The sequence below is a fragment of the uncultured Marinococcus sp. genome (genome assembly GCF_947493875.1).
Classification (GTDB): Bacteria; Bacillota; Bacilli; order Bacillales; family Marinococcaceae; genus Marinococcus.
In genome coordinates, this window is sequence record NZ_CANLSU010000003.1 from 318,873 (window position 1) to 343,358 (window position 24,486).

Consider the following 24,486-nt stretch of genomic DNA (forward strand, 5'->3'; position numbering starts at 1 on the left):
AAAAATAGCCCCTGATTTTTCAGGGGCTACATCGTTTCCATCATTATAGTCGATCCATTCCCTCCAGGAGTTGCCGGAGTCACCATCAGCCGTTTTGGCACCCGCTGCTGCATATCCGGTACATGGCTGATAACACCTACCGATAAGTATTCCCCGTGAAGGTTTTCCAGAGCATCCATCACTGTATCGAGCAGATCCTGATCCAACGTCCCAAACCCTTCATCCAAAAAGAAGAATTCCAGCGGATATTGCCCTTTCAGCTGAATGGACGTTGAAAGCGACAGCGCAAGAGCAAGAGACGTTAAAAATGTCTCTCCTCCGGACAGCGTAGAAACCGGACGGTACACTCCCCCATTGGCATCATCACGAATAACGAAAGCATTCTGCTCATTTACTTCAATGGCATAGCGTCCTCTCGTTAAGGCATGCAGACGCTGGGAAGCTTCTCTTGTTACCTGCACCAGCTGTTCTTCGGCAAGAAATTCGACAAATTTTCTTCCCTTCATAATTTGATCGAGATCTTCCAGCCGCTCTTTTTCTGCCTGCCTCTCGAGCCGGTTTTTTTCCAGCTCCTGATAACGTTCTACCTTCCGTTCGATATCTTCAAGCTTTTCTTTGATGCCGCCGAGCGTTTCTTTGTACCTGTCCCACTCGTTAGAAGCTTCGTAGTACTGCTCCTCTATTTTGTTAAAGGCCTCTTTGGTCACCCGTTCGTTTTCAAGCTTTGTCTGCAGCCGCTGCTGTTCATACTGCAGTTCTTTTTGTTTTGTATCAAACTCTTCTACTTCTCGCTGCAGCTCTGTTTTTTGTTCCTCCGATAACGAATAGGCAAGCACCTCCTCTGAGGAAACAGTGGAACCTTTCTGCTGCTTTTGACGGAGCCATTCGGCTTCAGCCGCTTTTCGTTTGTTTTCAGATTTTTGCAGTGATTCCGAGCTTTCCCTGCTTGAGGCTTTAGTACGCTCATATTCCCTCTCTGCTTCTCTCTGCCTTTCCTGCAGTTCTTCTTTTTCCGCTTTAAGCGCATCCGCCCGCTTGTCGACTGCGCTCTTCCATTCCTGTTTGGTTCTTCCTTCAAGCTGCTCATTGAGCTTCTGTTCCGCTGCCTGCCTGGCCTCTGCGGTCTGCTTCCATTCTGAAACCGCTACAGCCTCCCGGCTTTTTATCTCGTAGAAATGGCGCTCCCGGGAAGCACGTTCCTCCCGTTTTTCCTCAAGATACTTCTGGCCGTTATCAATACGCTGCTGGATACCTTTAATTGCTTTTTTGCGCTCCTTCGCCCGTTCGTATTCCGAATCAAATTGATCCAGGCGAAGAGGCCTAAATGTCTGTTCCCACTGGTCTTTTTGCTCCTGCCACTGCTTTTGAAGCTGTTTAAGTTTATGTTCCTGCTCTTTGGCTTCCGTTTCCTGTTGGGCTGCTTTCACGGAAATACGGTCTTTTCGCCGGTTCCACTCCTCCCAGGAACGATTCAATGCCTGGGTCTGCTCCTTTAGCCGGTCTATCGTCTCCATCTCTGCTTCCCAGCGGGTAACCACGATGCCTTCCTCTGTTTCCTCCGGATAACCTTCTTCTTTCTGCTCTTCTCCGGAAGGCAGCGTAGAAACCAGATGCTGCAGACCGATCTTCGTATGCTCCCAGGCGGTTTTCCACTGGCGCAGCACTTCAATTTCTTCCGTTATGTTCCCTTGTGCTTCTTCTTCCGGCCTGGGAGCCGGTGACGGGTGCTCCACCGCTCCGCATACCGGGCAGGGGTCTCCGTGTTTCAGTTCTTCTGCGAGCATATGCAGTTGCCGTTTCTGCTGGGCCTGCTGTTTTTTTTCAAAACGCCTTAATTCCTGCTCGATAAGCCGGATATGCGCCGCTGCCCGGCTATACCAGTAATAGATATTCTGCGTCGTCTCCTCCGTACGTTTCTGAAGTGTCTGTTGTTCCTTTTCTGCCTCTTTGGCTTCTCCAGCTGTTTCCTCCAATTTTTCTTTAGACGCAGCTTCCCTGGCCTGCTGGTCATTCAGCTGCTGATGGAGGGCGTCGAGCCATTGCTTTTTCGATAAAGCCTCCCCCATATCCGGCAGATGCTCTTCCTTCTGCTCGGCATCGGCATAGTCCTGCTTGAGCTTTTCGAGCAGCCTCCGTGCTTCCTGCTCCTTATTCTGTAAGTCGGTCACCTGATCGGAAGCTTCCTGATATAACTTACGCTGTTTTTCCACCTCTTCAAGCTTTTGTTTCTCCAGCTCATGATGCTGCTGATATTCAGCTTCAATGGTTTCGATCTGCTCGAACCGGCGATACCAGTGCTGAAGCAGCCGTTCTTCCTCTTCCCAACGTTTTTCATTCTGCTCTGCTTTTATTCCCGCCTCCTGTTTTTTGCGTTTTGCCTCTTCGTGCACCTTTTGTTTTTCTTTTAGGTCGTGCTCCTGCTCGCTGTACTCCTGCCTTGCTTTTTGAAAGCTGTCCGCATACGGATACAGCGCTTCATACATTTCATTTTCCTTTAACGTACGGCGCTTGTGTTCAATTGCAGGGCTCGTTTTTTCCCATTCCTGCATGGAGGCTTCCAGAAGCTTAAGCTCTTCAGTCCAGTGAAATTTTTGTTTCACTTCTTCGTACTGTTTTCTTCGCTCTTCTACATGCTTCTGCTGCCTTTGAACAAGCTGAACCCAGCGGGCGTGCTCTTCTTCGGCTTTTTTTAGATCCTCTCCGGAAGCCGGTCCGAGTCCCTGCTGTTCCGCTTCGATGTTATGTACGTCCTGCTCGGCCGATGCTTTCCGGGATTTGACGGAGGCAATCAGCTGGTTGCCGTACCGTTCAAGATGAAACAGCCGCTCGAGCATTTTGCTTCGGTCACTGCCTCCGAGATGCAGAAATTCCGCAAATTTCCCCTGCGGAAGCACGACCGCACGGGTGAAATCATCGAGGGTAAGACCGAGAAGCTCTTCGATTTTCTGATTGACCGCTTTTGTTTTTTCTGCAAGCACTACCGGCTCTCCCGTCAGATCAGTCAACCGGCACAGCTTTCCTGCCATGGTTGCTTCCCCTGTGCGTTTATAGTGGCGTTCGATATGATACACCGATGGTCCGAGCGAAAACGTAAAGGACACACGCAGCTCGTTTTCTGACTGGTTCATGATCCCCTCGGTTTTAGAAGCCCGTTCCACATTTCCATATAAGGCTAACGTCATGGCATCGAGCAGCGAAGATTTTCCGCTGCCGGTTGGTCCGAAAATACCGAAGACCCCGTTTTCACAAAGCGTTTTAAAATCCACCGTCTGTTTCTGGCGGAAGCTGTGCAGTCCCTGTATCTGCAGTTGTAATGGTTTCATTTTATCCGTCCTCTTGCTGAATAAGTTCTAAAAAGAGATTGGTCACCGACGGGTCAGGTACAGCTCCGCCGGACTGCTTTTCATAAAAGCGTTCAAACAGCTGATCGATGGGAATATGTTTTTTGCTTTCCACGGGTTCAAGCTCCTGCCGGGAATAGACCGGACGTATCGTCAGCAGGCCGGTATGCTTTGTCCGCAGGGCATGAATGTCTTCAATGGACAGCTGGTTTTCCACATACACATCCACCTCTACCCAGGCATTCCAGTCCCGCTGCTCCTCCACCCACTGCTGCAGCTCCGCGAGCCCGTTTCTTGCTTTCCATATGCTGAGCGGCTTCCCAGCCGTTAAAGGAATCGTAGAAATATGAACTTCTTTTTGGCTGTCATTTGTGTCAATAATCGTCACCGACTTCTGCTGCCCTGCTTCAGAAAAGCTGTAGGCAAGCGGAGACCCGGAGTACCTCGCCGGGCCGCCTGCTCCTCGTACATCCTGAGGCCGGTGCATGTGGCCCAGTGCCGTATAAACAGCGTGCTCCGGCAGGCTGTCGGCGGTGACAGTATAAGCTCCGCCTACTTCAATCGGGCGTTCGGAATCACTGGCGTCGCTGCCGGCAATAAACAGGTGGCTCATACCGACAAGCGTGTCTTCTGGCCGCCGGGAGGCTGCAAGCCGCTGAAAAATCTCCTGAACTTTTTGATTGTAGGCATCACGGAGATCTATTTCCGTTGCCTCCTGCATAAATGCCTGCTTCAGCCTTGATTCCGAAGGATACGGAAGCGTCTGCACATACAGCCGCTCTTCTGAAACCGGCACAATCACCGGGTCGATGCCCGGATACCCACGCAAATGGATACCGTGCTTTTGCAGCAGTGTCCGCGAGGCCGCCAGCCGTTCCGGATGATCATGATTGCCGGCAATAACGATGACCGGCACCCGTCCGTTATTGCTCATCCGGGCCATGGCTTCATAAAACATCTCCTCAGCGGCGGCAGGCGGATTGACAGAATCAAACACATCTCCTGCCATCAGTACCGCATCAATATTTTCTTCTTCGATCATCTGGATGATTTCATCCAGGATGGCCTGCTGTTCTTCGAGACGCGAACGCCCTTCAAGCGTCCGCCCCAAGTGCCAGTCAGCGGTGTGCAATAAGCGCATAAACTATTGCCTCCTTTTCTTTTCTTATCGGCCGTTCATTGGAATAGTCTGCATGCCGTCGAAGGCAAAAATGTAAGCTTCCGGTATAGCCGTGCCCCATATGCTCTCCAGGGACGCGCGGTATAAGTCCAGCTGGGTCTGGTAGCTTTCCCGCAAGAATTCCTGCTGCTGCTTTGGATTTCCTGGAAACCGGGACTGCACCCGGTCCGTTTTGTAATCAATCAGCACCCAGCGGCCATCCGCTTCCTGTATTACGAGGTCTGCAATTCCCTGAAGGAGCTGCCGGTTTTCAAGGCCGTCCCCGGTCACTCCTGCCGTAATAGGAACTTCCTTCTGAACTGTTTTGGCTGCCAGCACGCGCCGGCCCAGTTCAGTTTCGAAAAAGGCAGTGACTGCAGCAGTATCAACGCTTGCCGCCTGGGCGCCGGTAATGTATTCATCGTCTGTCAGCCTGCGCAGCAGCCGCTCCACCCGCTCTTCATCCGGGATACCGGTAAAGGACAGCTGCTCCATGACAATATGAAGAACGGTTCCTTTTTCTGCCGGACTTACGGCTTCTTCCATCATAAATGACGGTCTACGTGCATAGGAGGAAGTAAAAGTAGCAGCATGCCGCTGTTCAGCCTGTGGATCTTCCGAGCGCCGTTTCCATTCACTTACCGAAATTTTGGCCGCATGACGGGTGTCTTCCTTATAGGGATAACGCCAGTACATACGGCGCCTGACTTCTTCGTCCCATTCCTCTCCCGCCGGCACCTCTTCTTTATCCTTTACCGCCTGCAGCCAATCCTGCGCTGCCGCCTCCTCCTGTCCTGATCCAATCTGCAGGGTCGAGGCCGGCACAATATGAACCCTCCAGGAGGAGTGATCCGCCACATTCTTTGAGGTCTGCTGCTCTAACGGGTCCACTTCAGCATGCTGCAGCAGGACGGGCATCAGCCAGTCAAATGCGTGCTGGGCTTCTAAGCGGTCGTGCAGTTCAAGCGTGCTTCCGGCCTGGGCACTTTTCTGCTCCCATTCTTCAAATTTCTTTTCTACCTTCTGCATCGAGCTTACGAGGATCAGCTGTTCTTCTGCTCTTGTAAACGCTACGTACAGCACACGCAGTTCTTCAGCAAGAGCTTCCGTCTTCATCCGGTTTTTGATGGCTGCGTGCGGCAGTGTCGGCCAGCTGACGCGCTGCGTGGGATCGACATATTTCATGCCGATCCCAAGCTCTTTATGAAAAAGAAGAGGCTGCCGCTGATCCTGCACGTTAAAGCCCTTCTGCAGTCCGGCAGCATAAACGATCGGAAATTCCAGTCCCTTGCTTTTATGGATGCTCATAAACCGGACGACGTCTTCCTGTTCCCCAAGCGCCCGGGCGGTCCCCAGGTCTTCTTTTCGGTTTTTCATGCCTTCAATAAAGCGAAGGAAGCGGAACACGCCGCGAAACGACGTCGATTCATACACACGGGCACGATCGTACAGGGCAAGAAGGTTCGCCCGCCGCTGTTTACCTCCGTGCAGCCCGGAGCAGAAATCCAGATAGCCCGTCTCTTCGAGCAGCGCCCATATAAATTCTGACAACGGCTCGTATTTGGACCGGCTGCGCCAGCCTTCAAGCTGTTCCAGAAACGCCTGGGCCTGTGGATGCATACTCGAGGAGCCAGCGGCGGCCAACTCTACACACTGATAAAAAGAAGCATCTTTGTCTTCCAGCCGCACTGCTGCGAGCATCTCTTCATCCCAGCCGATAATCGGCGAGCGGAGCACAGAGGCGAGCGGAATGTCCTGCAGCGGATTATCAATAATCTGCAGCAGGGAAATCATGATTTGAATTTCAACTGCCTGAAAATACCCCCCGGACACTTCTGCGTAGACAGGGATACCGTACGCCTGCATTTCCTCCATCATTTCATTCACCCACGGCATCGAACGCATTAAAATCACGTGATCCCGGTAGACCGGCCGACGCTTTTCGCCTGTCTCCTGATCGGTCACCCAGCCGTTCTGCATCGAATCGCTGACCGCCTGCGCGATCCACCGGGCCTCTGCCCGGGCGTTGGTCAGCTCCGCTGCCTGCGGATCATTCTCTGCAACATCCTCCTGATCAATTACGGCCACTTCGGTTACCATGTCCCCGAGGTCCGGGTACTGATCGTTGCCCCATTTCAGCTCTGCCTCGCTGTCATAGGCAATGCCGCCCAGGTCGTTATCCATCAGCTGGCGGAATAAGTAGTTGACGGCATCTAACACCTGCCTGCGGCTGCGGAAGTTTTTATCGAGCATAATCCGTTCGCCGTCATCGCTTTTTCCGTAACGCTGGAATTTTTCTAAAAACAGATCCGGCTCCGCCAGACGAAAACGGTAAATGCTCTGTTTGACATCTCCAACCATAAACAGATTATTACCGGAGGAGAGCTGCGTGACGATTTTTTCCTGCACAAAGTTAGTGTCCTGGTACTCGTCTACGAGCACCTCCTGGAAAAATCCGCGGTAATGATCGGAAGCTTCTTCAAAAGCCAGAATCTGCAGGCATGTATGCTCCAGGTCGGAAAAATCCATCATTGCCCGCTTTTGCTTCACCTCGTAGTACCGCTCGCTGAATGCCTGCACCAGCCGGCACAGCTCCCGGACCGATGGATAGAGAGCCGCAATATCGCTCAGCGCATCCTCCTGATTTTCCGCCACCATTTCCTCCTGAAGCTTCTGAATGACCTTTTTGGCTCCGTCCCGGTTATTTCTTATCTGTTCCCGCCGCTCCGGTGCTGCGTCCGCCTCCTTTTTGCTGGCCAGCTTTTTAAAGGTGAACCCGGCAAGCGTCTGCTGCATGTCTTTCCATGTCTTGGCTTCCAGAGCCCTCCGGCACGTATCAAGCTCCTCCTGCAGAAGCTCTAGGTTTGCCTTTGGTCCGTCCGGCTGACCGGCAGCGGCAATCGCATTTTCATACTTGAGGACAGCGCCGGCAAGAGAAGTCTCTGCCTGCTGCATCATTTCACGCCCCCACGGAAGCTCTTCGATCGACCTGCTTCCGTCTGTATGGTACTGGTCAGCCACCTCCTGCAGCCACTCTGCCGGATCCGCGTGCGCCCGGGAATACTTAAACAGGCGCAGTACTGCTTCACGCAGCGAGTCGTCGCTCCGGTCCTTATTCAGCCGGTCGGCAAGCAGAACAAAATCATCGTTGTTTTCTGCGGCGTAGTTTTCCTCGAGCAGCTCCTCAAGCAGCTCCTCCTGGATCATGGCTCCTTCATTCTGATCCATAATGCGAAACTGGGGGTCCACATCCACGAGGTAATAATACGTACGGATGACATTCATACAGAATGAGTGAAGCGTGGAGATGGAGGCCCGGTTTAACAGCGCCAGCTGCCTGCGGATATGCAGGTTGGAAGGGTCTGCCTTTAATTTTTCCTCGAGCGCTTTTCCTACCCTTGTTTTCATTTCTGCTGCGGCTGCGTTGGTAAACGTGACGATCAAAAGCCGGTCTACGTCCACAGGCTCTTCAGCCTGCGTAATTTTCCGGATGACCCGCTCCACGAGCACAGCGGTTTTTCCGCTTCCTGCGGCGGCAGAAACTAAAATATTTGAGCCTTCTGCCTGTATTGCCTCCCACTGGCTGTCCGTCCAGCGGGCGTCTGTCGGTTTTTCAGGAATGGTCCTCAGACTCATCGTTTTCCTCCTCCTGGAACAGCGTCTCCCATTTCATGCCCCCGCTCCGAAAGCTCCGGAATTCGTTGCCCGGAAACCCGCGGTCGAATTGGCATACAGAATGAAATTCACAGTAGTCACATGCTTTTTTTTGTTTCATTTGAAAAGGCTGAATGCTCGTATCGCCTGCTCTCAGCTGCTCACCGATATGGCGGATTTTTTCACGGATATGGCCGCGAAGACGTTCAAACTGTTCTTTTGACACGACCGGTGACTGTTTATTAAACCCTCCGCCTTTATTCAGACGCGCAGGTACAATAAACGAATCGGCGCCCGCCTCAAGCCGTTCATCCATCATTTTGGCAATGCCGGGGTCGTCCGGCAGAATGCCTTTCATGCGAAACTGCTTCATCATCTCCTGCTCAATATCCTCCGGAGACCATGACCGCCCCGCCTGAATGATAGGATTGTGTACGTTGAAATACAGTACGCCGGCCGGGTCTGCTTTCGTTCCGAGCCATTCTTCGGAAAAGGAGAGCACTACATCCAGATAGACGAGCATCTGCAGCGCCAGTCCGAAAAATACTTCTTCCGGACGCAGGTCTTTAGCACTGGACTTGTAATCAATCACCCGGAGCAGCACCCCGCTGTCTGACACCGCCTGGTCCACGCGGTCAATTCTTCCCGCTACTTCCATCTGAGTGCCATCAGACAGTTCAAACAGGAGCGGCGGAATTTCCTCGCTCGGTCCAAAGCCTACTTCAAGCCCGATAGGCGAAAAGCGGCTGGATTTTGCCTGCTGGCTCAAAATCATCGAAGCCCGCTGCACGGTTTCTTCAAGCTTTTTTAATAAATACTGGTGTCTGGAATTGCTTAAAAGAATCTGGCGCTGAATGGCCGGAGCCAGTTCATGCACCGCTTCTTCGGCATAATCACGGGCATTTTGCTCGGAAAGCTCCTCCCACGTCCGCCCGTCCCGGTACACCGCTTTTGTTACATCCTTTAAAGCCGCGTGAAACAGCTGCCCGATATCCGGCGCTTCGAGCTTATACAGCTGTCTCTCCTTCAGCTTCAACCCATACGAAGCAAACTGCCGGAAAGCACAGGCTTCATACTGCTCCATCCGCGACACGCTCGTTTTCATTTTCCGCCCGTACAGCTCCCGGGTTGTTTCCCTCGACAGAGCTACTGCTTCATTACGGTAAAACAGGCTTTTCGTCAGTTTTTCCATACGGTTGTTTTTGACAAAAATATTGTACACGCTCCACCAGAGTTCAGCCACGTCCTCTCCCTGCCTGCAGCGTTCAAGTTCCCCAATCAAAAAGCTCATTGTTTTCATGGAGGCATTTACAAAATGCAGCTGCTCCTCTTTGCTGTAGACACCTGGTTCGTTTTGAATCAGCACCGGTGCCTGGTCCGGGAACATGTCCAGGAGCTGCTGGATCACAATCGAGGGCTGAAGCCGCTTTCCTTCTTCATCCGCCATTGGGTAGCTGACAATCAGTTTGTCAGAGGGCAGACTCATCGTGCGATAAATGAGGAAGTTTTCATTCAGAAGCTTTGCCTCCCCGCTTTCTTCAAGCTCAATGCCCTGCTGCTCGAGCCAGTCCCGGTCTCCCTCCTGCAGCATACTGCTTTCTTCGAGGGCAGCCGGAAGGACACCTTCGTTTACGCCGAGCAGATACACCACTTTAATATCCAGCAGCCGTGAACGTTCCATATCAGCTGCAGTTACCTGGTCCAGGGAAGGAGGCACAATCGAAAAAGTCGCTTTCGTAAAGCCAGCTTCCATCATCTGTTGAAAGGTCTGCATCCCTGCCTTATCATCGCCGGCCACCTCTACCATCTGCTCTAGCAGGTCCACGATCATGTCCCAGATCTGCTCATGCTCTCTTGCCATCTCCAGACGGTTATGATGGAGGCAGTCATCGCGCATCATTTCAAGTTTTTCCGGTATCCGGAGCTCCTCTAAAAATGTAAATAATGCACCCGCTTTTTCCCGTACAGTCCGTGCTTTTTTCAGTCTTGCCTGCAGCGAGAATAATGGAGCACTCAACCGCATTCGTGTCTGATGAATGTCTCTTTCGATCTCGTGGTTGTCTTTATGCTCCCAGTCGTCCTCCACATTGGTGGCATGGTACCGGTAGACCCACTGTTCTTCGCTTTTCCAGTCTTTTTCTTTGACGTTTCGGGCGAGCACGTAGTTTTCCAGAAAGTCCACCTGTTTTCTCGCTTCCGTCCAGGACTCATGCACGTCAAACAGCATATCTGTTTTAAATGTCCGGAATACTGACTCGTATCTCCACCGTTCTGCAATGGTCTCAAGCGCTGACCGGATAAATTCCACTACCGGGTGATTCAGTACCGGGCGCGTTTCATCCACAAACACCGGAACCCGGTAATCCTGAAACACGGTTTCAATTATATGATTGTAATCCCCCGGGTTTCTGGCGACGACGGCAATATCCTCATACCTGTAATTATGATCCCGGACAAGCGCCGCGATATCCCGCGCACATTCCTCCACCTCTGTGCGGCGGTTGACCGCATTTTTAACTGTAACAGCATCTCCGCCCCGGCTTGTTTTATAGGAACGGTTTTCCATGAACCTCTCTAAATGCTGCAGCGCTTCGTGCTTATTTGTCGCTCCGCCGTTAAACCAGTACGGCTTCTCCACCGCTACGGCGTGCTCCTCTGCCAGCCCGTTCAGCTGGTAATACGTTTTTGCTGTCTGTCTGAACATATCCGGAGCTGGATGTGTGTCTTCCTTATTTGTTAAATCGTCGAGCGTCAATGCCACCCGCACATCCTGCGAGTACTGAAGCAGCTGCCCGACCACTGAAAGCTCCTGCGGCGTGAACCTGTGGAAGCCATCAATATAAACGACTGCTTCTGCAAGGTATGCAGACGAGGCTACTTTTTCAGTCAGCCAGAACAGCTGCTCTTCACTTCCGATGTAGCGGTCACCAATGATCTTATCCATCTCTTCCCAAATGAGCAGAAGGTCCTGCAGCTTTGCGGTTAAAATGCGGTCAGCGCCGGTTGCTCCGCTGCTTTCCAGCTCTGTCGCCATATCACGCATAGCCGTTTTGGATACGTTATGAGTTTTCCATTCTGTAATTACTTCATCGACCTGGTCAATGAAACCATCCGTATAGCTCGACGTTTCATACAGCCGAAAATGCTTACGCTGTTCACTGATCACTTTGCGGATCAGCATCTGTTTACCTGTTTTCTGAAGGGCGGTTTTGGCTGCTCCTCCCGTTTCCTGAAAAACCTTCCACGCAAGTCTCGGGAAGCTGTAAACCTGGGCCCTTGTCATCCCTTTTTCCGACAGGCGGACAAGCTGTTGTTCCACCTGGAAAGTCATTTGATCAGGGGTAATAACGATAACCGGAGGTCCGTTGGGATCACGGGTGATCATTTCATTGATCTCTTGGTACATGGCGGTGGACTTACCCATTCCGGAGCGTCCGAGATAAAATTGTAGGCTCATGAACATTCTCCTCTGCCGGCTTAAAAACCGGATCATATGTTTGGTTTTATTATATCAGATTTTTAATTTTTTGTTTAATACAGTATGTGAAATTAATTAATTTCCATACAAAAAACGCCCTGCTGCCAGGACGTTTTTCACTTATTAGGAAACAGCGTTCGCTGTTTTTTGTGGTTTGCTGAATCGTTTTACTCCTGCGCAGTTGAGATGTTCGAACGGACCGAATCCATGGAGGAATAGGCGCAATTCTTTTTTCAGCTGCAGGCGTTCATGGACATACACCGAAATGTCTTCAAACTGGTAACGCGTATATGTGGCAGTTTCAGCAGGTGTGCCTACCTGTACTACTGTATCGACTGGGCCTTTGTCTTTTTTCTGATTCCAAAAATAAAATGGGTCCAGCGTAACTACGCCTCCATCTTTTCTAATACGCGCAGCTGTTTTTCGGTCCATCTTAATATTGCTCATACTATCCCTCCTTGGTATATCGTGTTCTCTCAACGATCACATAAATGATTATATCAATAGATAGAAACGGAACGCAAGCGTTAAACGAAGAAAAAATCATTTATTTTCATTTCATCTCTGTTTTTACGATAAAATGGCTGAAAATCAGAGATTATCGCGGAATATGAAAAAATATGAGTTTTCTTATCGTCAGCCTGGCACCAGTATAAGCCCTGCCTTTTTGTTTTTCTGCAAAGAAAAAACCCGCCGGGAAGCGGGCTTTTTTTCGTATATTACCCTTCAAGCAGAAGGTTTTCCGGATCTTCAAGCAGCTGTTTCAGCGTTACAAGAAAGCTTACTGCTTCTTTGCCATCTACGATGCGGTGATCATAGGAAAGGGCTGTATACATCATTGGACGGTTCTCCATCGTATCCTGGTCGATGGCCACCGGGCGCCACTGGATCGTGTGCATCCCGAGTATACCTACCTGCGGAGCGTTCAAAATCGGTGTCGAAAGCAGCGAACCGAAAACGCCTCCGTTCGTAATAGTGAAGGTACCGCCCTGAAGATCTTTCAAGGTTAATTTATTATCGCGGGCTTTTAAGGAAAGGTCCATAATTTCCTGTTCAATTTCAGCAAACGTTTTACGGTCTGCATCCCGGACTACTGGTACTACGAGGCCATCATCAGTGGAAACAGCCATGCCGATATCATAGAACTGCTTTTTAATCACTTCTGTAGCCTGGATTTCCGCGTTAAGCAGCGGATATTTTTTCAACGCCGCGATAACACCCTTCGTAAAGAAGGACATAAATCCGAGGCGTACGTCGTGCTGTTCCTGGAACGTATCCTTCCGGCGCTTTCTCAGATCCATGATTGCTGACATGTCCACTTCGTTAAACGTGGTCAGCATCGCTGTTTCCTGCTGGACTTCCTTCAGCCGGCTCGCGATCGTCTGACGGCGGCGGGACATTTTGATGCGCTCAACCGGTTTGCCTTCGAATTCGTCTTTCTCGGTTTTTGCAGCAGGTTTTTCCGGCTGTTTTTCTTCTTTTTTGCTGCTTCCTTTGACCTCATTATCCACATCTTCTTTGCGGACGCGGCCCTTTGGATCACTTCCGGACACTTCGTTCAAGTCAATGCCCTGCTCGCGGGCATATTTACGCACAGATGGAGAAGCAACAGGGCGGTCTGCCGGAGATTCTTCTTTCGATTCTTCTTCCGTGCTTTCTTTTGATTTATCTGCTGCCGGCTCTTTGGAAGCCTCCTGTTTTTCTTCCTGCTTTTCTTCGCTTTCCTTTTCGGGAGCCGCTTCCTCCGAGCTTTTCTCTTCTGAGCTTCCGCCGCCGGCTTCACCGTTTTCATCCACAACGGCAATTACTTCGCCGACCTCTACGTTGTCTCCCTCTTCTTTTAACAGTTCCTGGAGGACACCAGTTTTTTCCGACGGGATTTCCACATTCACTTTGTCAGTTTCAAGCTCAGCGATGTTTTCTCCCTGTTCGACTTTGTCCCCTGGTTTTTTTAACCATTCTGCGATTGTTCCCTCTGTAACGGATTCGCCTAGTTCTGGTACTTTGATCTCTGCCATGACTGCGTCCTCCTTATTCGTTTCCTTTTAGGGCTTCCTGGATGATGCGGTTCTGTTCTTTTTTATGGATTGTAGGGTCGCCTTCTGCCGGACTTGACCTTCTGCGGCGCCCGATGTAATCCACCGATGCTCCTTTTGGAGCCAGGTTATGCAGGAGCGGGTACATGTAATACCATGCGCCCATGTTCTTCGGCTCTTCCTGGACCCATTGGATCGATTTTACGTTTGGATACGCTTCTAGGATGTCACGAATTTCTTCTTCCGGAAACGGATAGAGCTCTTCAATCCGGACAATATGGATATCACTCGGTACTTCACCGTCGGCCAGTGCTTCATGCAGGTCGATCGTCATTTTTCCAGTACCTACGAGCAGGCGTTTTACTTTCTTTTTGTCTTTGCCCGTCAGCGGATCCTCCACTACGGATTGGAAAGCACCTTCACCGAAGGCTTCCGGTTCGCTTGCTACGGTCTGATTACGCAGCAGGCTTTTTGGTGTCATGAGTACAAGCGGACGCATTTCGTCTTTTCCGAGAAATTCCGCCTGGCGCCGGAGCAGATGAAAGTATTGTGCTGAACTTGAAAGGTAAGCGACATTCCAGTTGTTTTCTGCCGAGAGTGTCAGGAAACGTTCGAGTCTTGCACTCGAGTGCTCCGGTCCCTGTCCTTCGTAGCCGTGCGGGAGCAGAAAGACCATACCGGACTTTTGTCCCCATTTGGCGCGGCCCGCAGATACAAATTGATCAAATATCACCTGCGCAGCGTTACCGAAATCACCAAACTGGGCTTCCCAGAGTGTCAGCGTTTCCGGGGCCTGCACATTGTAACCATATTCAAAACCTACAATACCGTTTTCGGAGAGCGGACTGTTGTATAGTGCAAAGGCTGCATTTGCTTTCGAGAACGCATGCATAGGGGAGTACATATCACCGTTTTTATGGTCATGGAGCACCAGATGTCTCTGCGCGAACGTACCGCGCTGGGAATCCTGACCAGTTAAACGCACCGGTGTCCCGTCCGCCAGAATCGTTGCGAAAGCCAGCGCTTCGGCATGGCCCCAGTCCACTTTGCCGCCTTCTTCCATAGCCGGACCGCGGCGCTCAAGAATTTTTCTTAATTTCGGAAAGACGTTAAAGTTTTCCGGCCAGGTAATAAGCTCCTGGTTAATTTCTTTCAGTTCATTTAAGTCATAGCCGGTCTCAACTTTAGGAAGACGTTTTTCCACTTCTTCCGGAACAGGTCCAAGCTCGGTTTCCGCTTCTTTATCCTCTGCTACTTTATTGTATTGGTCCCGCAGATGATTCAGCGTATCCTCTTTCAGCTGATCAGTTTCTGATTTGTCCCAGAAGCCGATTTCATCCAGATGGTCCGCATAATGCTCCCTAACAGTCGGATGCTCCCTGATCAATCCGTAAAGGTACGGCTGGGTTGCCGCCGGTTCGTCCGTTTCGTTATGGCCATAACGGCGGTAGCCAATCAAGTCAATCAGGAAGTCTTTGTTAAATTTATTTCTGTATTCGTAAGCCAGCTGTACGGCCGCAAGACAGGCCTCCGGTTCATCCGCATTCACGTGAATAACCGGGATTTCGTATCCCTTGGCCGGGTCGCTCGAATAGGTGGTACTTCTTGCTTCATCCGTGTCGGTTGTAAAACCGAGCTGGTTATTGGCAATAATATGCACGGTGCCGCCAGTCTGATACCCTTTCAGCCGGCTCATGTTCAGGGTTTCTGTTACGACGCCCTCGCCGGGAAAAGCCGCATCCCCGTGCACTAAAATAGCCATGGCCTTAGAGCCGTCCTGCTGCGGAAAGCCCGGTTCGCTGCAGTCATCCTGGGCTGCCCTCGTATAGCCTTCCACAACCGGATTGACGTATTCCAGGTGACTCGGATTGTTGGCCAGGGAAATACGGGACTCAAACGATTCCTGATTAATGTTTTTATCTGCCCCCAGGTGATACTTTACATCTCCTGTCCAGCCGTAATTAATCCCGACAGAGCCTTCCGAAGGCACGAGATCTTTGTTTGGAGAGTGCTGAAACTCAGAGAAGATCAGGTCGTAAGGCTTCCCGATAACTTTAGCCAGGACACTCAAACGACCCCGGTGGGCCATGCCGATCATAATGTTTCTTGCCCCGTCCTGCATCGCACTGTGGGTGAGCTCTTCCATGATAGGAGCAAGAATGTCAATTCCTTCTATAGAAAAACGTTTCTGGCCGACAAACGTTTTCTGCAGAAACTGCTCAAATGCTTCTACTTCCGTAAGGCTTTTCAACAGAGCTTTGCGTTTATCCTCCGACACATCGCTGTAAATTTCGCCTGCCTCCACCTTGCGGTTGAGCCAGCGGTGTTCCTCCACGTCATGAACGTGGTCGAATTCAAAAGCGATGGTTTTAGTATACATCTGCTTTAAATGCTCGATTGCTTCGAGTCCGTCTGACACTGATTCCGGCGCATCCGGACATAGGATTTCCTTTGGTATGGTCCGAAGATCTTCTTCACTTAACCCATATTCTTCTATGCGAAGAAATGAGGTTTCCCCGTTTGGTTCCTGAAGCGGGTTGATGTCTGCAGACAGATGGCCGTGAATGCGGATGTTTTCAGCAAGTTTGACTGCATCCGCGATCTTTTCCATATTTAGTCCGGCACCGACTGCCTGGTCTTTATCCTCCACAGCAGGAGCATAGCTGACTGCTGCTTCCCCATTTGAAGACGGAGGTCCGTACTGGTCGAACCAGCTTTTGATCTCCGGCTCCACGGCGTCAGGATCTTCTTTGTACACGTCGTATTGCTCCCACATATAACCCAGATTGGGACCATAAAATTCCTGCCAGGCTTCTTCAGCCCTGGATTGATGCTTACTCATCGAGTGATACCCCCAGCTTATGTGATCAATAAGTTTTCTAAACTATCATATTAGTCGTTTAATATCTATGAAGGTGAACCATTTGGAATGGAGTCTCCACCATCACTTCCCTTCTTCGACTCAACCAATTCTTCGAGAACATGCCTTATCATAAATCAGACATATTTTAACATGCTTAGAGCAGGTGCTCAAAACCTTACACAGCCAAGTATACGAAAATATGTATGTTCCTCGCTGCAGGAAGCCGGAAATCCGCCTGATTGCTGTTTTCCGGCATCTTTAAAGCGGCATTTCTTATGAAGCGTTCTCACACACCTACATTGTACACTAATTCTTTTCACTTGACAGTCCCTAAACTGAATTATTTGCTTTTCCGGGCGGATCGGCATATTTCTTTTTCTTAAATATTAATCGCTGTGCTATGATTTATACATACTTTTTCACTTTCACAGGGGGATTTTCATGAAAACACTTATTTTTGATTTAGACGACACCCTGCTCTGGGATAAAAAAAGCATCACTGAAGCGCTGCGGGCCACGGCCTTCGATGCTGAAATACGTACTGGTGTAAAGGCACACCTGCTCATGGAAACCGTGCAGCGGACGGCCCCCGAGCTGTATAAAAAACTCTCTGTATATGATTTCACTAAAACGATAGGCATTAACGCATTCGAAGGCCTCTGGGGAAACTTTGACGATATTGAACACCGTCGCTTCCAGGAAATGAGCCGGCTTATTTCCTCCTACCAAAAAGAAACCTGGACACGTGCGCTTGCAGCCCATGGCGTTCACCAACCGGAAACAGGGGAATGGCTGAAAGACCGTTTTATTATGCATCGGCGACATCTTCCATACGTATACGCTGATACGTTTGAAGTCCTTCACACACTAAAGAACAATTACCAGCTGCTGATGCTCACAAACGGCTCTCCAAGTCTGCAGCGGCTGAAGCTGTCACTCACCCCGGCCCTTGTACCTTTTTTTGACCATATTATTATCAGTGGCGAATTCGGTGTGGGCAAACCTGATCCTTCCATCTTTACTCATGCGCTGCATCTCGCAGGCGCCGCTCCTGAAGATACGCTGATGGTCGGCGACAACATGAACACCGATATTGCCGGGGCAAAAAATACCGGGATCAACAGCGCCTGGATTAACCATGACGGGAGCGTCCCGGCCCATGAATTCCGGGCAGAGCATGAACTGACAGCCCTCGGGGATCTGCTGCACCTGCTTCGCTGAACAGGCTTCCGGTTCACAAAAACGGACGGAGTTTTTTGACATATCGCTTCACGCGGAACAGCACCTCGCGCTGAAGCGAAGGACGGGGGATCTGGGAAGCAACTGCTTTCACGTCAGGATAGACTCCGTAAGCGTGGTAGGCTACCGGAATGACAGCTTCAAATAAAATATCGCCCTTTTCACGGTGTATTACTTCAGTTCTCACCTCCGCTATATGCGTCTGGAGTTCGTCCTCCGGCTCCTTTAAATAAACAGATTCAACATCAAAGATATATTGCGGCATGCCTTGATCGTGGCTCCTTTCCCTTGAGACGAATAAAAATGTTCTTTGCAAATGGCGGGTTTCGTGTTAATTTAGTACAATGTTTGTAGTAATTATACATAAAATTGTATGAATATCGAGGTGAAGAAAATGAGTTCCACCCCATCCACCAGGGCCTCGAGCGCCCTAAAATTTATTATTCCTTCATTGATTGGGATCTTTTTATTCATGGTACCTATCTCTACTGACGACGGCTTAACCGTTCCGGTGGCTCTTCTTGCCGGATGGCTCGAAGGCTTACTGAGCGGTATACTGCCTGCAATGGGCGTTATTTTTATCGGCATCTCCGTCGCCGGCGCCATTATTGCCCGGTTCCGACCGTTTTCCTCCGGCATTGCCGTGTCGTTGTTTCATGTGACTAACGGCTGGCTGCTCATTCGGATTTTAGGCTTTATTTTTGCCTTCTTAACTCTTTTTCAAATCGGGCCAGCCTGGCTTGTCGGGGACGCCACCGGTGGTCTTTTGCTCTATTCCCTGATTCTCCTCTTAATTACCGTCTTCTTTTTTGCCGGTTATTTTCTCCCGTTTCTGCTTAATTTCGGTCTGCTTGAATTTTTCGGTTCAATCCTGACTATTTTAATGCGCCCATTATTTACCCTTCCGGGACGCTCATCGATTGACGGTCTTGCTTCATGGCTGGGAGACGGCACAATTGGGGTGCTTTTGACGAGCCAGCAGTATGAAAGCGGCCACTACACGCAGCGCGAAGCCGCTGTTATCAGTACGACGTTTTCGGTAGTCAGTATCACATTCACTATCACGATCCTCGGGGAGCTCGATCTGCTTGCCTACACGCTGCCTTATTACCTCACCATCGTGGCAGCCGGTGTGGTGTGCGCCCTCATTATGCCGCGGATTCCTCCGCTGTCGCGGAAGAAAAACGAGTATTACAACCAGCAGCCGGCAGAGGAAATCGCCAATGGACATACTGGCAAAAACCCAGTTTCCTCCGGGTGGGAAAAAGCACTCGATAAAGCTTCCCGCACTCATTGGTCTTCCGTCCTAATCAGCGGCACAAAAAACGTACTTGATATGTGGATCAGCGTCATACCAATCGTCATGGGCCTTGGCACCATCGCTGTGGTTATTGCAGAATTCACTCCGCTTTTTGCCTGGCTCGGCGCTCCGTTTGTTCCGCTCCTGCAGCTGATGCAGGTGCCGGAGGCTGTAGCAGCCAGCGAAACGATGCTTATCGGCTTTGCCGACATGTTCCTGCCGGCGATTCTTGGTACGGATATTGAAAGCGAAATGACACGCTTCATTATCGGAGCCCTCTCGGTTAGTCAGCTCATTTATATGTCCGAAGTCGGCGGCCTGCTGCTTGGGAGCAAGCTTCCTGTCCGTTTTACCGACCTGGTGCTGATCTTTCTGGAGAGAACCATCATTTCACTTCCGGTCATTGTTTTAATCGCTCATTTTATCTTTTAACAAAAAGAAGACGCATAAAAGAAATCATAAAAAGCCGGCGGGCCCCGCCGGCTTTCTTTATGCTTCTGTACGCTGTTTTCCGTACCAGTCATCAAGCACTTTTGCATCGAGTATTTTGCTTTCAATAAATTTCTGCTGTTTCGTTTTAAATTCTTTCTGCCAGTCGATATTTAGTTCCTCAGCAAGCTCCACAGTAGTGAGCAGCTCCTGCCAGGCTACGTACCGTTTATACCAGAAAAACTGCGGCTGTTCATTCATATAAGGGTATAAGTCGTCAAAAGCTGTGTGTTTACAGTCAATGGTGCGCTCAAATTGAGTTTTGGCTTCCTGCAATTTGTCGGCAAAAAACGTGCTGAGATTCGTTTTGTTTTGACTCATCAGCTCTCCATCCCTTCTGTATATTTACCTACATTCTGCCACAGAAACGCCTGATCGAAAAGAATTATGTTTTCCCTGAATTTTCAGAGCAATAAAAAACGCTGCGTTTGGCAGCGTTTTGTTCGTCGATTAACCAATCCGGTCAAGGCGGCGCTCCATCCGTTCAAGCTGATGGTCGCCCGCTCTCTTTTTATTCGAGGATTTAATTATTTTTTTCAGCTTTTTCTTTGTCGTTCCTGCCGGAAGAAGACCTTCACTGATCAGAAACTTGTAAAAGAAGTCGAGACGCCCCGTTTCGAGCTGATAAGAACGCGGCACCTGCTGCAGGTACGAAGTGACCGCATCTGACAAGGAATCGTTGTGAGCATCCAATTCGCTGTAACGTTCTTTATACATGCGGTAATTGTTTTCACTGAGGCGGTTCATAAGCGTCAGCAGAAAACGTTCTTCATTTCCCTGAAGCTGAAAGCCTTTCTTTTCAATCAAACGGAGAAACACCGCAAGATCCGTGTTGTAAAAGTCGAGCGCAAGCTTCATTTCACTTGTGACAGAAAGCGTCAGTGAATACTTTCCCTGCGCCCGGGCAAGCAGCCGGTTGTAAAGCGCCCGGTTCACACGGTCATTTAACAGAAACGACGGATGGATCGTATACAAATATTTTTCAATATCTTTATTGAGAAGTTCATCAGTCCAATCATCGTTTTCACGCCTCTGTCTCATCTGTACCTGCAGATCCGTATTATAACCCTGAATCCGTTCTTCTGTTTGACGGGCGAGCTGATCGCGCTTGTCCATCCATTTTTGCTTCATTGCTTTAAGCATATGAAAGCCTCCCTTCCTTATCCTCTCTCTTATAGACTGGTTGATCCAGTCCTCTCTTTATTTCCTAGAGCAGTGTATCACATCACAACTTAAAATAAAATAGAGCATTTAAAAGTTTTTCGTATGAATTTACATCTTTGCGCTACTGAGTGCTTTTATTAGACTCACAGGACGATATATCGCATTTTAAAGGCACTCACTTCTTTTTTTGCAGTAAAAAAACCTTCCCAGATTGGGAAGGCTTCAGGTATTCATATGCCGGCGGGGGCCCGCAGTCGTTATGTATGATGGACTAATTGAACTCATGAAGGCCGAGGCTTATTTCCAAACCTTTACGCACCTGCTCCATGGTTTCATCATCGAGGTGGGTAATCTTATCGGTTAACCGCTGCTTATCAATAGTGCGAAGCTGCTCAAGCAGAATAACGCTGTCACGGTCAAAACGATGCTTGGCGGCATCAATTTCCACGTGTGTCGGCATTTTTGCCTTTTTAATCTGTGCCGTAATAGCAGCCACAATCACTGTGGGACTGAAGCGGTTACCAATATTATTTTGAATAATAAGTACGGGGCGGACGCCTCCCTGCTCTGACCCGACTACCGGAGACAGGTCCGCAAAAAATACGTCCCCCCGTTTAACTACTTTTTTATGATGCTGATTGTTTTGTTTCGAATCACTCAAACCACCCATTCACCTCCTTTTCCGGTTGCGCGCTTATGCTGCCGGACAGGATGAACAGCTAGTCTTGTTCGTTCAGCCGCCGTTCTGTCGTCTGTGTAGATTCTGTTTCAGCATATTCAAATTCAGCGCATATTTCAGCATTTAGTGCAGCCATTTCTGCATATCCGTTCTTCAATTGTTCCTGCATGTCTGTGGATTTTTGTTTTTCAATCTGATCTTTTAATACCTGATGAAAAAAAGAATCCTTTTCTGACTGGGACAGATGTTCGATTTCCGTATAGAGTTCTTCTGGAAGTTCTAGAGCGATCTGCTGAAGCTGCGACATACGTAATTGGCCCCCTAATGTTCTGTTTTCCCTCTCTCATTATATAAGAAAGGTTCCCTAAAATGAAATGTGTTTTTAAAATTTTTTTGCCAGCCTCGTCCTTTATCCGCCCAAACAGGGGTGGTGAAGGGAAATGCAGGCGATATTTAATTATGTTTATTCACGCCAAAATCAGGCAATACGTAATTTATAATTGATTTTCAGCCGTACTATTGTCTTTCGGGGCGTTATCTGCTATGGTGTAGTTAATTAATTTCATATCCTGCTTCTTTATTTGAGAAGTGAGGTTAGAGGCTGCGAAAACTATTAGTACGCTTTAGGAAGAGAATGAGCTCTGGTGATTAAAGCGGAAAGGGGTTTTTGCCGAAGCTGCGGACGACTCAATCGTTCAACGCTGGTCTCGTATTGAATAAATGCGGGACTGTCATACAGATTTTCTGTATGGAGGGCTATCTCACGCACGTGCGGTTCTGCTTAACAGCTGAAACGTTCCTGCAACGATGGGCTCTTTCCATGGTTGCTTTTTTCGTGTCCGGACGGAGACGAAGACGTGAAACCGCAAGCCCTCTCTTTTTAGGCAAGACTATACTTTTAAGAGGGTGAGTAAACATGAATTTTGGCAGACTGAGTACAGCGATGGTGACTCCATTCGATGAACATGGAGATATAGATTACACTGCATTAACCAGACTCATTAATCATTTGATCAGCACAGGAACAGAAAGCATCGTGGTTGCAGGGACAACCGGCGAGTCTCCAACGCTTTCCCATGAGGAAAAAATCTCGTTGTTCCGTCACACTGTACAGACTGTAAACGGCCGGGTGCCGGTCATTGCTGGCACAGGATCCAACGATACAAGGGCTTCACTCGCCTTGTCCCTCGAAGCGGAAAAAACCGGCATTGATGCCGTTATGCTCGTTACTCCGTACTATAATAAACCTTCCCAGGAAGGGATGTACCAGCACTTCCGTACAATTGCTGAAGGAATTAACACTCCGGTGATGCTTTATAATATTCCGGGGCGGAGTGCAGCCGGCATGACGCCGGAAACCATTGTACGACTGTCCCATGTCAGAAACATCTGCTCCATTAAAGAAGCGAGCGGTGATCTCGAAGCTGCGGCCTATATCCTGCAGCATGCACCGCAGGACTTTACTTTATACAGCGGCGATGACAGCCTGACGCTTCCACTTCTGTCTGTTGGAGCTACCGGCGTCGTTTCTGTGTCTGCCCATGTGGCTGGAGAAAGCATGCAGGACATGATTCAAAGCTTCTTTAACGGACAGCCGGTTTATGCCGCTTCCCGGCACCGTGATCTGCTTCCGCTGATGAAATCGATGTTTGCGGCTCCAAGTCCGACTCCTGTCAAAGCTGCGCTTGAGATGCGCGGTATCATTTCCGGCGACGTCCGCCTCCCGATGGTACGTTTAAACGCAGAAGAAGAAGCGCTTCTCCGTCAGGTCGTTGAACCGGCAGCCTCCTTCTACGTCGGCTGATACAAATTTACGGTTTTAAACCCCGCTCATTCAGGCGGGGTTTTTCAGTTATGTGCTTATTTATGCTACGCTTTAAGTGTAAAAAAAGTCGCTAGGAGTGCGTATATATGAAAACATTAATAGTGGCGCTGATCCGGCTGTATCAACGTTACATTTCCCGGTTCACACCTCCCTCCTGCCGGTTCTATCCCACCTGTTCCCAGTACAGTATTACCGCCTTTGAGCGTTTCGGCTTTTGGAAAGGGTCCTTTTTAACAGTCAAGCGCATTGTCAAATGCCATCCCTTCCATCCGGGCGGTTTTGACGAGGTTCCGGATAAAAAAACAGACATCCGCTAAGCATGGCGTTTAGCGGATGTCTGTTTACGTTTTTTTAACAGCAGCTGATCCACCCAGCCGGTGCCAAGCAGCACTCCGGCCACAATAAATACAAATCCTCCAAGCTGGGCCGGTGATACGTTTTCTCCGAGAATAAGCGCTGAGCTTAACAGACCGAAAAACGGTACAAAGTTGTTAAATATGGCTGTTTTCCCCGGTCCGATTTTAGAGATCGAGGCGTTATATAAAATCTGCCCGAGACCGGTGGCAAAAATCCCGGAAAGTAAAAACACGAGCCATACCCAGCCTGGAGCCGTTATATACGACTCCCACCCGGAGGGAGAAAGCACGAAGCTCACTACGAACAAACCAACAGAGCCAAGCATCAGTGTGTAAATCGTTAATACTCTTGGGGCCACCAGATCAGAAGCTTTTTTAATGAACAAAAAGCTGACGGCCTGGGCAGTCATTGCCGCAAAGATAAAAGCGTCTCCCCTCGCGGCGCCCTGTACCGCTCCCCCGCCTTCTCCGGTGACATTAATAAGTACTGCTCCTGCAAACCCGGCAAATACCCCGAGCCAGCGAAGCTTCGTAAAGGCATCCCCCAAAAACAGCATGGACAGGAGCGCTGTCGTAATAGGAAGAAGCGCAAGGATGAGCGAGCTTTTCACAGCGGTTGTTTCACTCAATCCTATAGCTAAAAACGTATGGTGACCGGTCATGCCAAACACCGCGGCCAGCAGTATATACATAAAAGCAGCCTGGGGTACCCGTTCATGTTCTTTGCGCAGAAACACAAACAAGGCGACAGACAGACCGGCAAGCAAAATCCGGGCTGCCTGCATATAAACCGGGCTTATTTCAGCCACCAGCACCTTCAATGCCACGACATTCAGCCCCCACATCAGCATCACAAGCATGACTGATCCATATAATTTTCCAGCTTCAAGTGGACGCATGCTG

At 49.7% G+C, this 24,486-nt stretch carries 17 protein-coding genes and 1 riboswitch; of the genes, 4 read left to right on the top strand and 13 right to left on the bottom strand.

The features are described from left to right. Positions 1 to 26: 26 nt before the first annotated feature. The 7 genes from Q0757_RS07370 to Q0757_RS07400 all read right to left on the bottom strand — a co-directional run bounded on the left by Q0757_RS07370 (position 27) and on the right by Q0757_RS07400 (position 16,510). Complete coding sequence (locus Q0757_RS07370) at positions 27 to 3,323, bottom strand: SbcC/MukB-like Walker B domain-containing protein (protein WP_298785814.1); 3,297 nt, start codon at positions 3,321 to 3,323, stop codon at positions 27 to 29. Between the two features lies 1 nt (position 3,324). Next, positions 3,325 to 4,482, bottom strand: a complete 1,158-nt coding sequence (gene sbcD / locus Q0757_RS07375) for an exonuclease subunit SbcD (protein WP_298785815.1) — start codon at positions 4,480 to 4,482, stop codon at positions 3,325 to 3,327. A 24-nt stretch (positions 4,483 to 4,506) separates the two neighbouring features. Beyond that, positions 4,507 to 8,136, bottom strand: coding sequence for a helicase-exonuclease AddAB subunit AddA (gene addA / locus Q0757_RS07380; RefSeq protein WP_298785816.1), 3,630 nt, complete (start codon positions 8,134 to 8,136; stop codon positions 4,507 to 4,509). Next, positions 8,114 to 11,611: a helicase-exonuclease AddAB subunit AddB gene (gene addB / locus Q0757_RS07385; protein WP_298785817.1), complete on the bottom strand. Its 3,498-nt coding sequence runs from the start codon at positions 11,609 to 11,611 to the stop codon at positions 8,114 to 8,116. Before addB ends, addA begins: the two co-directional genes overlap by 23 nt. Before the next feature lie 144 nt (positions 11,612 to 11,755). Continuing rightward, on the bottom strand, positions 11,756 to 12,079 hold the full coding sequence (locus Q0757_RS07390; protein ID WP_298785819.1) for a hypothetical protein: 324 nt from the start codon (positions 12,077 to 12,079) through the stop codon (positions 11,756 to 11,758). A gap of 272 nt (positions 12,080 to 12,351) precedes the next feature. Next, positions 12,352 to 13,650: a 2-oxoglutarate dehydrogenase complex dihydrolipoyllysine-residue succinyltransferase gene (odhB, locus tag Q0757_RS07395; protein ID WP_298785821.1), complete on the bottom strand. Its 1,299-nt coding sequence runs from the start codon at positions 13,648 to 13,650 to the stop codon at positions 12,352 to 12,354. 13 nt (positions 13,651 to 13,663) lie between these two features. Then, the gene (locus Q0757_RS07400; protein ID WP_298785823.1) at positions 13,664 to 16,510 is read right to left on the bottom strand and encodes a 2-oxoglutarate dehydrogenase E1 component; all 2,847 of its coding nucleotides are present in this window, start codon (positions 16,508 to 16,510) and stop codon (positions 13,664 to 13,666) included. Between the two features lie 462 nt (positions 16,511 to 16,972). Between Q0757_RS07400 and Q0757_RS07405 the strand changes: the two genes are divergently transcribed. Then, positions 16,973 to 17,752 carry an HAD family hydrolase gene (locus Q0757_RS07405; protein WP_298785825.1) on the top strand — a complete coding sequence of 260 codons (780 nt, stop codon included), beginning with the start codon at positions 16,973 to 16,975 and terminating at the stop codon, positions 17,750 to 17,752. 13 nt (positions 17,753 to 17,765) lie between these two features. Here Q0757_RS07405 and Q0757_RS07410 read toward each other — a convergent pair whose 3' ends face one another. After that, on the bottom strand, positions 17,766 to 18,035 hold the full coding sequence (locus Q0757_RS07410; RefSeq protein ID WP_298785827.1) for a hypothetical protein: 270 nt from the start codon (positions 18,033 to 18,035) through the stop codon (positions 17,766 to 17,768). A gap of 129 nt (positions 18,036 to 18,164) precedes the next feature. Here Q0757_RS07410 and Q0757_RS07415 point away from each other — a divergent pair, with 129 nt between their 5' ends. After that, the gene (locus tag Q0757_RS07415; protein ID WP_298785828.1) at positions 18,165 to 19,502 is read left to right on the top strand and encodes a YjiH family protein; all 1,338 of its coding nucleotides are present in this window, start codon (positions 18,165 to 18,167) and stop codon (positions 19,500 to 19,502) included. A gap of 57 nt (positions 19,503 to 19,559) precedes the next feature. Here Q0757_RS07415 and Q0757_RS07420 read toward each other — a convergent pair whose 3' ends face one another. From Q0757_RS07420 to Q0757_RS07435, 4 genes are all read right to left on the bottom strand, one after another. Continuing rightward, positions 19,560 to 19,880, bottom strand: a complete 321-nt coding sequence (locus Q0757_RS07420; RefSeq protein ID WP_298785830.1) for a hypothetical protein — start codon at positions 19,878 to 19,880, stop codon at positions 19,560 to 19,562. A 129-nt stretch (positions 19,881 to 20,009) separates the two neighbouring features. After that, the gene (locus Q0757_RS07425) at positions 20,010 to 20,702 is read right to left on the bottom strand and encodes a hypothetical protein (RefSeq protein WP_298785832.1); all 693 of its coding nucleotides are present in this window, start codon (positions 20,700 to 20,702) and stop codon (positions 20,010 to 20,012) included. Between the two features lie 292 nt (positions 20,703 to 20,994). After that, on the bottom strand, positions 20,995 to 21,384 hold the full coding sequence (locus Q0757_RS07430) for a type II toxin-antitoxin system PemK/MazF family toxin (protein WP_022792199.1): 390 nt from the start codon (positions 21,382 to 21,384) through the stop codon (positions 20,995 to 20,997). 58 nt (positions 21,385 to 21,442) lie between these two features. Then, complete coding sequence (locus Q0757_RS07435) at positions 21,443 to 21,709, bottom strand: hypothetical protein (protein WP_298785835.1); 267 nt, start codon at positions 21,707 to 21,709, stop codon at positions 21,443 to 21,445. A gap of 280 nt (positions 21,710 to 21,989) precedes the next feature. Further along, positions 21,990 to 22,169: riboswitch (Lysine riboswitch) on the top strand. A gap of 149 nt (positions 22,170 to 22,318) precedes the next feature. Here Q0757_RS07435 and dapA point away from each other — a divergent pair. Further along, positions 22,319 to 23,206, top strand: coding sequence for a 4-hydroxy-tetrahydrodipicolinate synthase (gene dapA / locus Q0757_RS07440; RefSeq protein WP_298785836.1), 888 nt, complete (start codon positions 22,319 to 22,321; stop codon positions 23,204 to 23,206). Between the two features lie 107 nt (positions 23,207 to 23,313). Beyond that, entirely contained in the window at positions 23,314 to 23,544 is a 231-nt protein-coding gene (gene yidD / locus Q0757_RS07445; RefSeq protein ID WP_298785838.1) for a membrane protein insertion efficiency factor YidD, read from the top strand. Here the strand turns inward: yidD and Q0757_RS07450 are convergent. Further along, a complete protein-coding gene (locus tag Q0757_RS07450) occupies positions 23,541 to 24,482 on the bottom strand; it encodes a DMT family transporter (RefSeq protein ID WP_298785840.1) in 942 nt (313 codons plus the stop codon). The genes yidD and Q0757_RS07450 overlap by 4 nt on opposite strands. Positions 24,483 to 24,486: the final 4 nt, after the last annotated feature.

Bases quoted from the DNA above. Each gene is read 5' to 3' on its own strand.
- sbcD (WP_298785815.1), bottom strand. From the start codon at position 4,482: ATGCGCTTATTGCACACCGCTGACTGGCACTTGGGGCGGACGCTTGAA.
- addA (WP_298785816.1), bottom strand. From the start codon at position 8,136: ATGAGTCTGAGGACCATTCCTGAAAAACCGACAGACGCCCGCTGGACG.
- dapA (WP_298785836.1), top strand. From the start codon at position 22,319: ATGAATTTTGGCAGACTGAGTACAGCGATGGTGACTCCATTCGATGAA.
- addB (WP_298785817.1), bottom strand. From the start codon at position 11,611: ATGAGCCTACAATTTTATCTCGGACGCTCCGGAATGGGTAAGTCCACC.
- Q0757_RS07425 (WP_298785832.1), bottom strand. From the start codon at position 20,702: ATGCTTAAAGCAATGAAGCAAAAATGGATGGACAAGCGCGATCAGCTC.
- Q0757_RS07420 (WP_298785830.1), bottom strand. From the start codon at position 19,880: ATGAGTCAAAACAAAACGAATCTCAGCACGTTTTTTGCCGACAAATTG.
- Q0757_RS07400 (WP_298785823.1), bottom strand. From the start codon at position 16,510: ATGAGTAAGCATCAATCCAGGGCTGAAGAAGCCTGGCAGGAATTTTAT.
- Q0757_RS07415 (WP_298785828.1), top strand. From the start codon at position 18,165: ATGAGTTCCACCCCATCCACCAGGGCCTCGAGCGCCCTAAAATTTATT.
- odhB (WP_298785821.1), bottom strand. From the start codon at position 13,650: ATGGCAGAGATCAAAGTACCAGAACTAGGCGAATCCGTTACAGAGGGA.
- Q0757_RS07390 (WP_298785819.1), bottom strand. From the start codon at position 12,079: ATGAGCAATATTAAGATGGACCGAAAAACAGCTGCGCGTATTAGAAAA.
- Q0757_RS07370 (WP_298785814.1), bottom strand. From the start codon at position 3,323: ATGAAACCATTACAACTGCAGATACAGGGACTGCACAGCTTCCGCCAG.
- Q0757_RS07405 (WP_298785825.1), top strand. From the start codon at position 16,973: ATGAAAACACTTATTTTTGATTTAGACGACACCCTGCTCTGGGATAAA.
- yidD (WP_298785838.1), top strand. From the start codon at position 23,314: ATGAAAACATTAATAGTGGCGCTGATCCGGCTGTATCAACGTTACATT.
- Q0757_RS07410 (WP_298785827.1), bottom strand. From the start codon at position 18,035: ATGCCGCAATATATCTTTGATGTTGAATCTGTTTATTTAAAGGAGCCG.
- Q0757_RS07435 (WP_298785835.1), bottom strand. From the start codon at position 21,709: ATGTCGCAGCTTCAGCAGATCGCTCTAGAACTTCCAGAAGAACTCTAT.
- Q0757_RS07450 (WP_298785840.1), bottom strand. From the start codon at position 24,482: ATGCGTCCACTTGAAGCTGGAAAATTATATGGATCAGTCATGCTTGTG.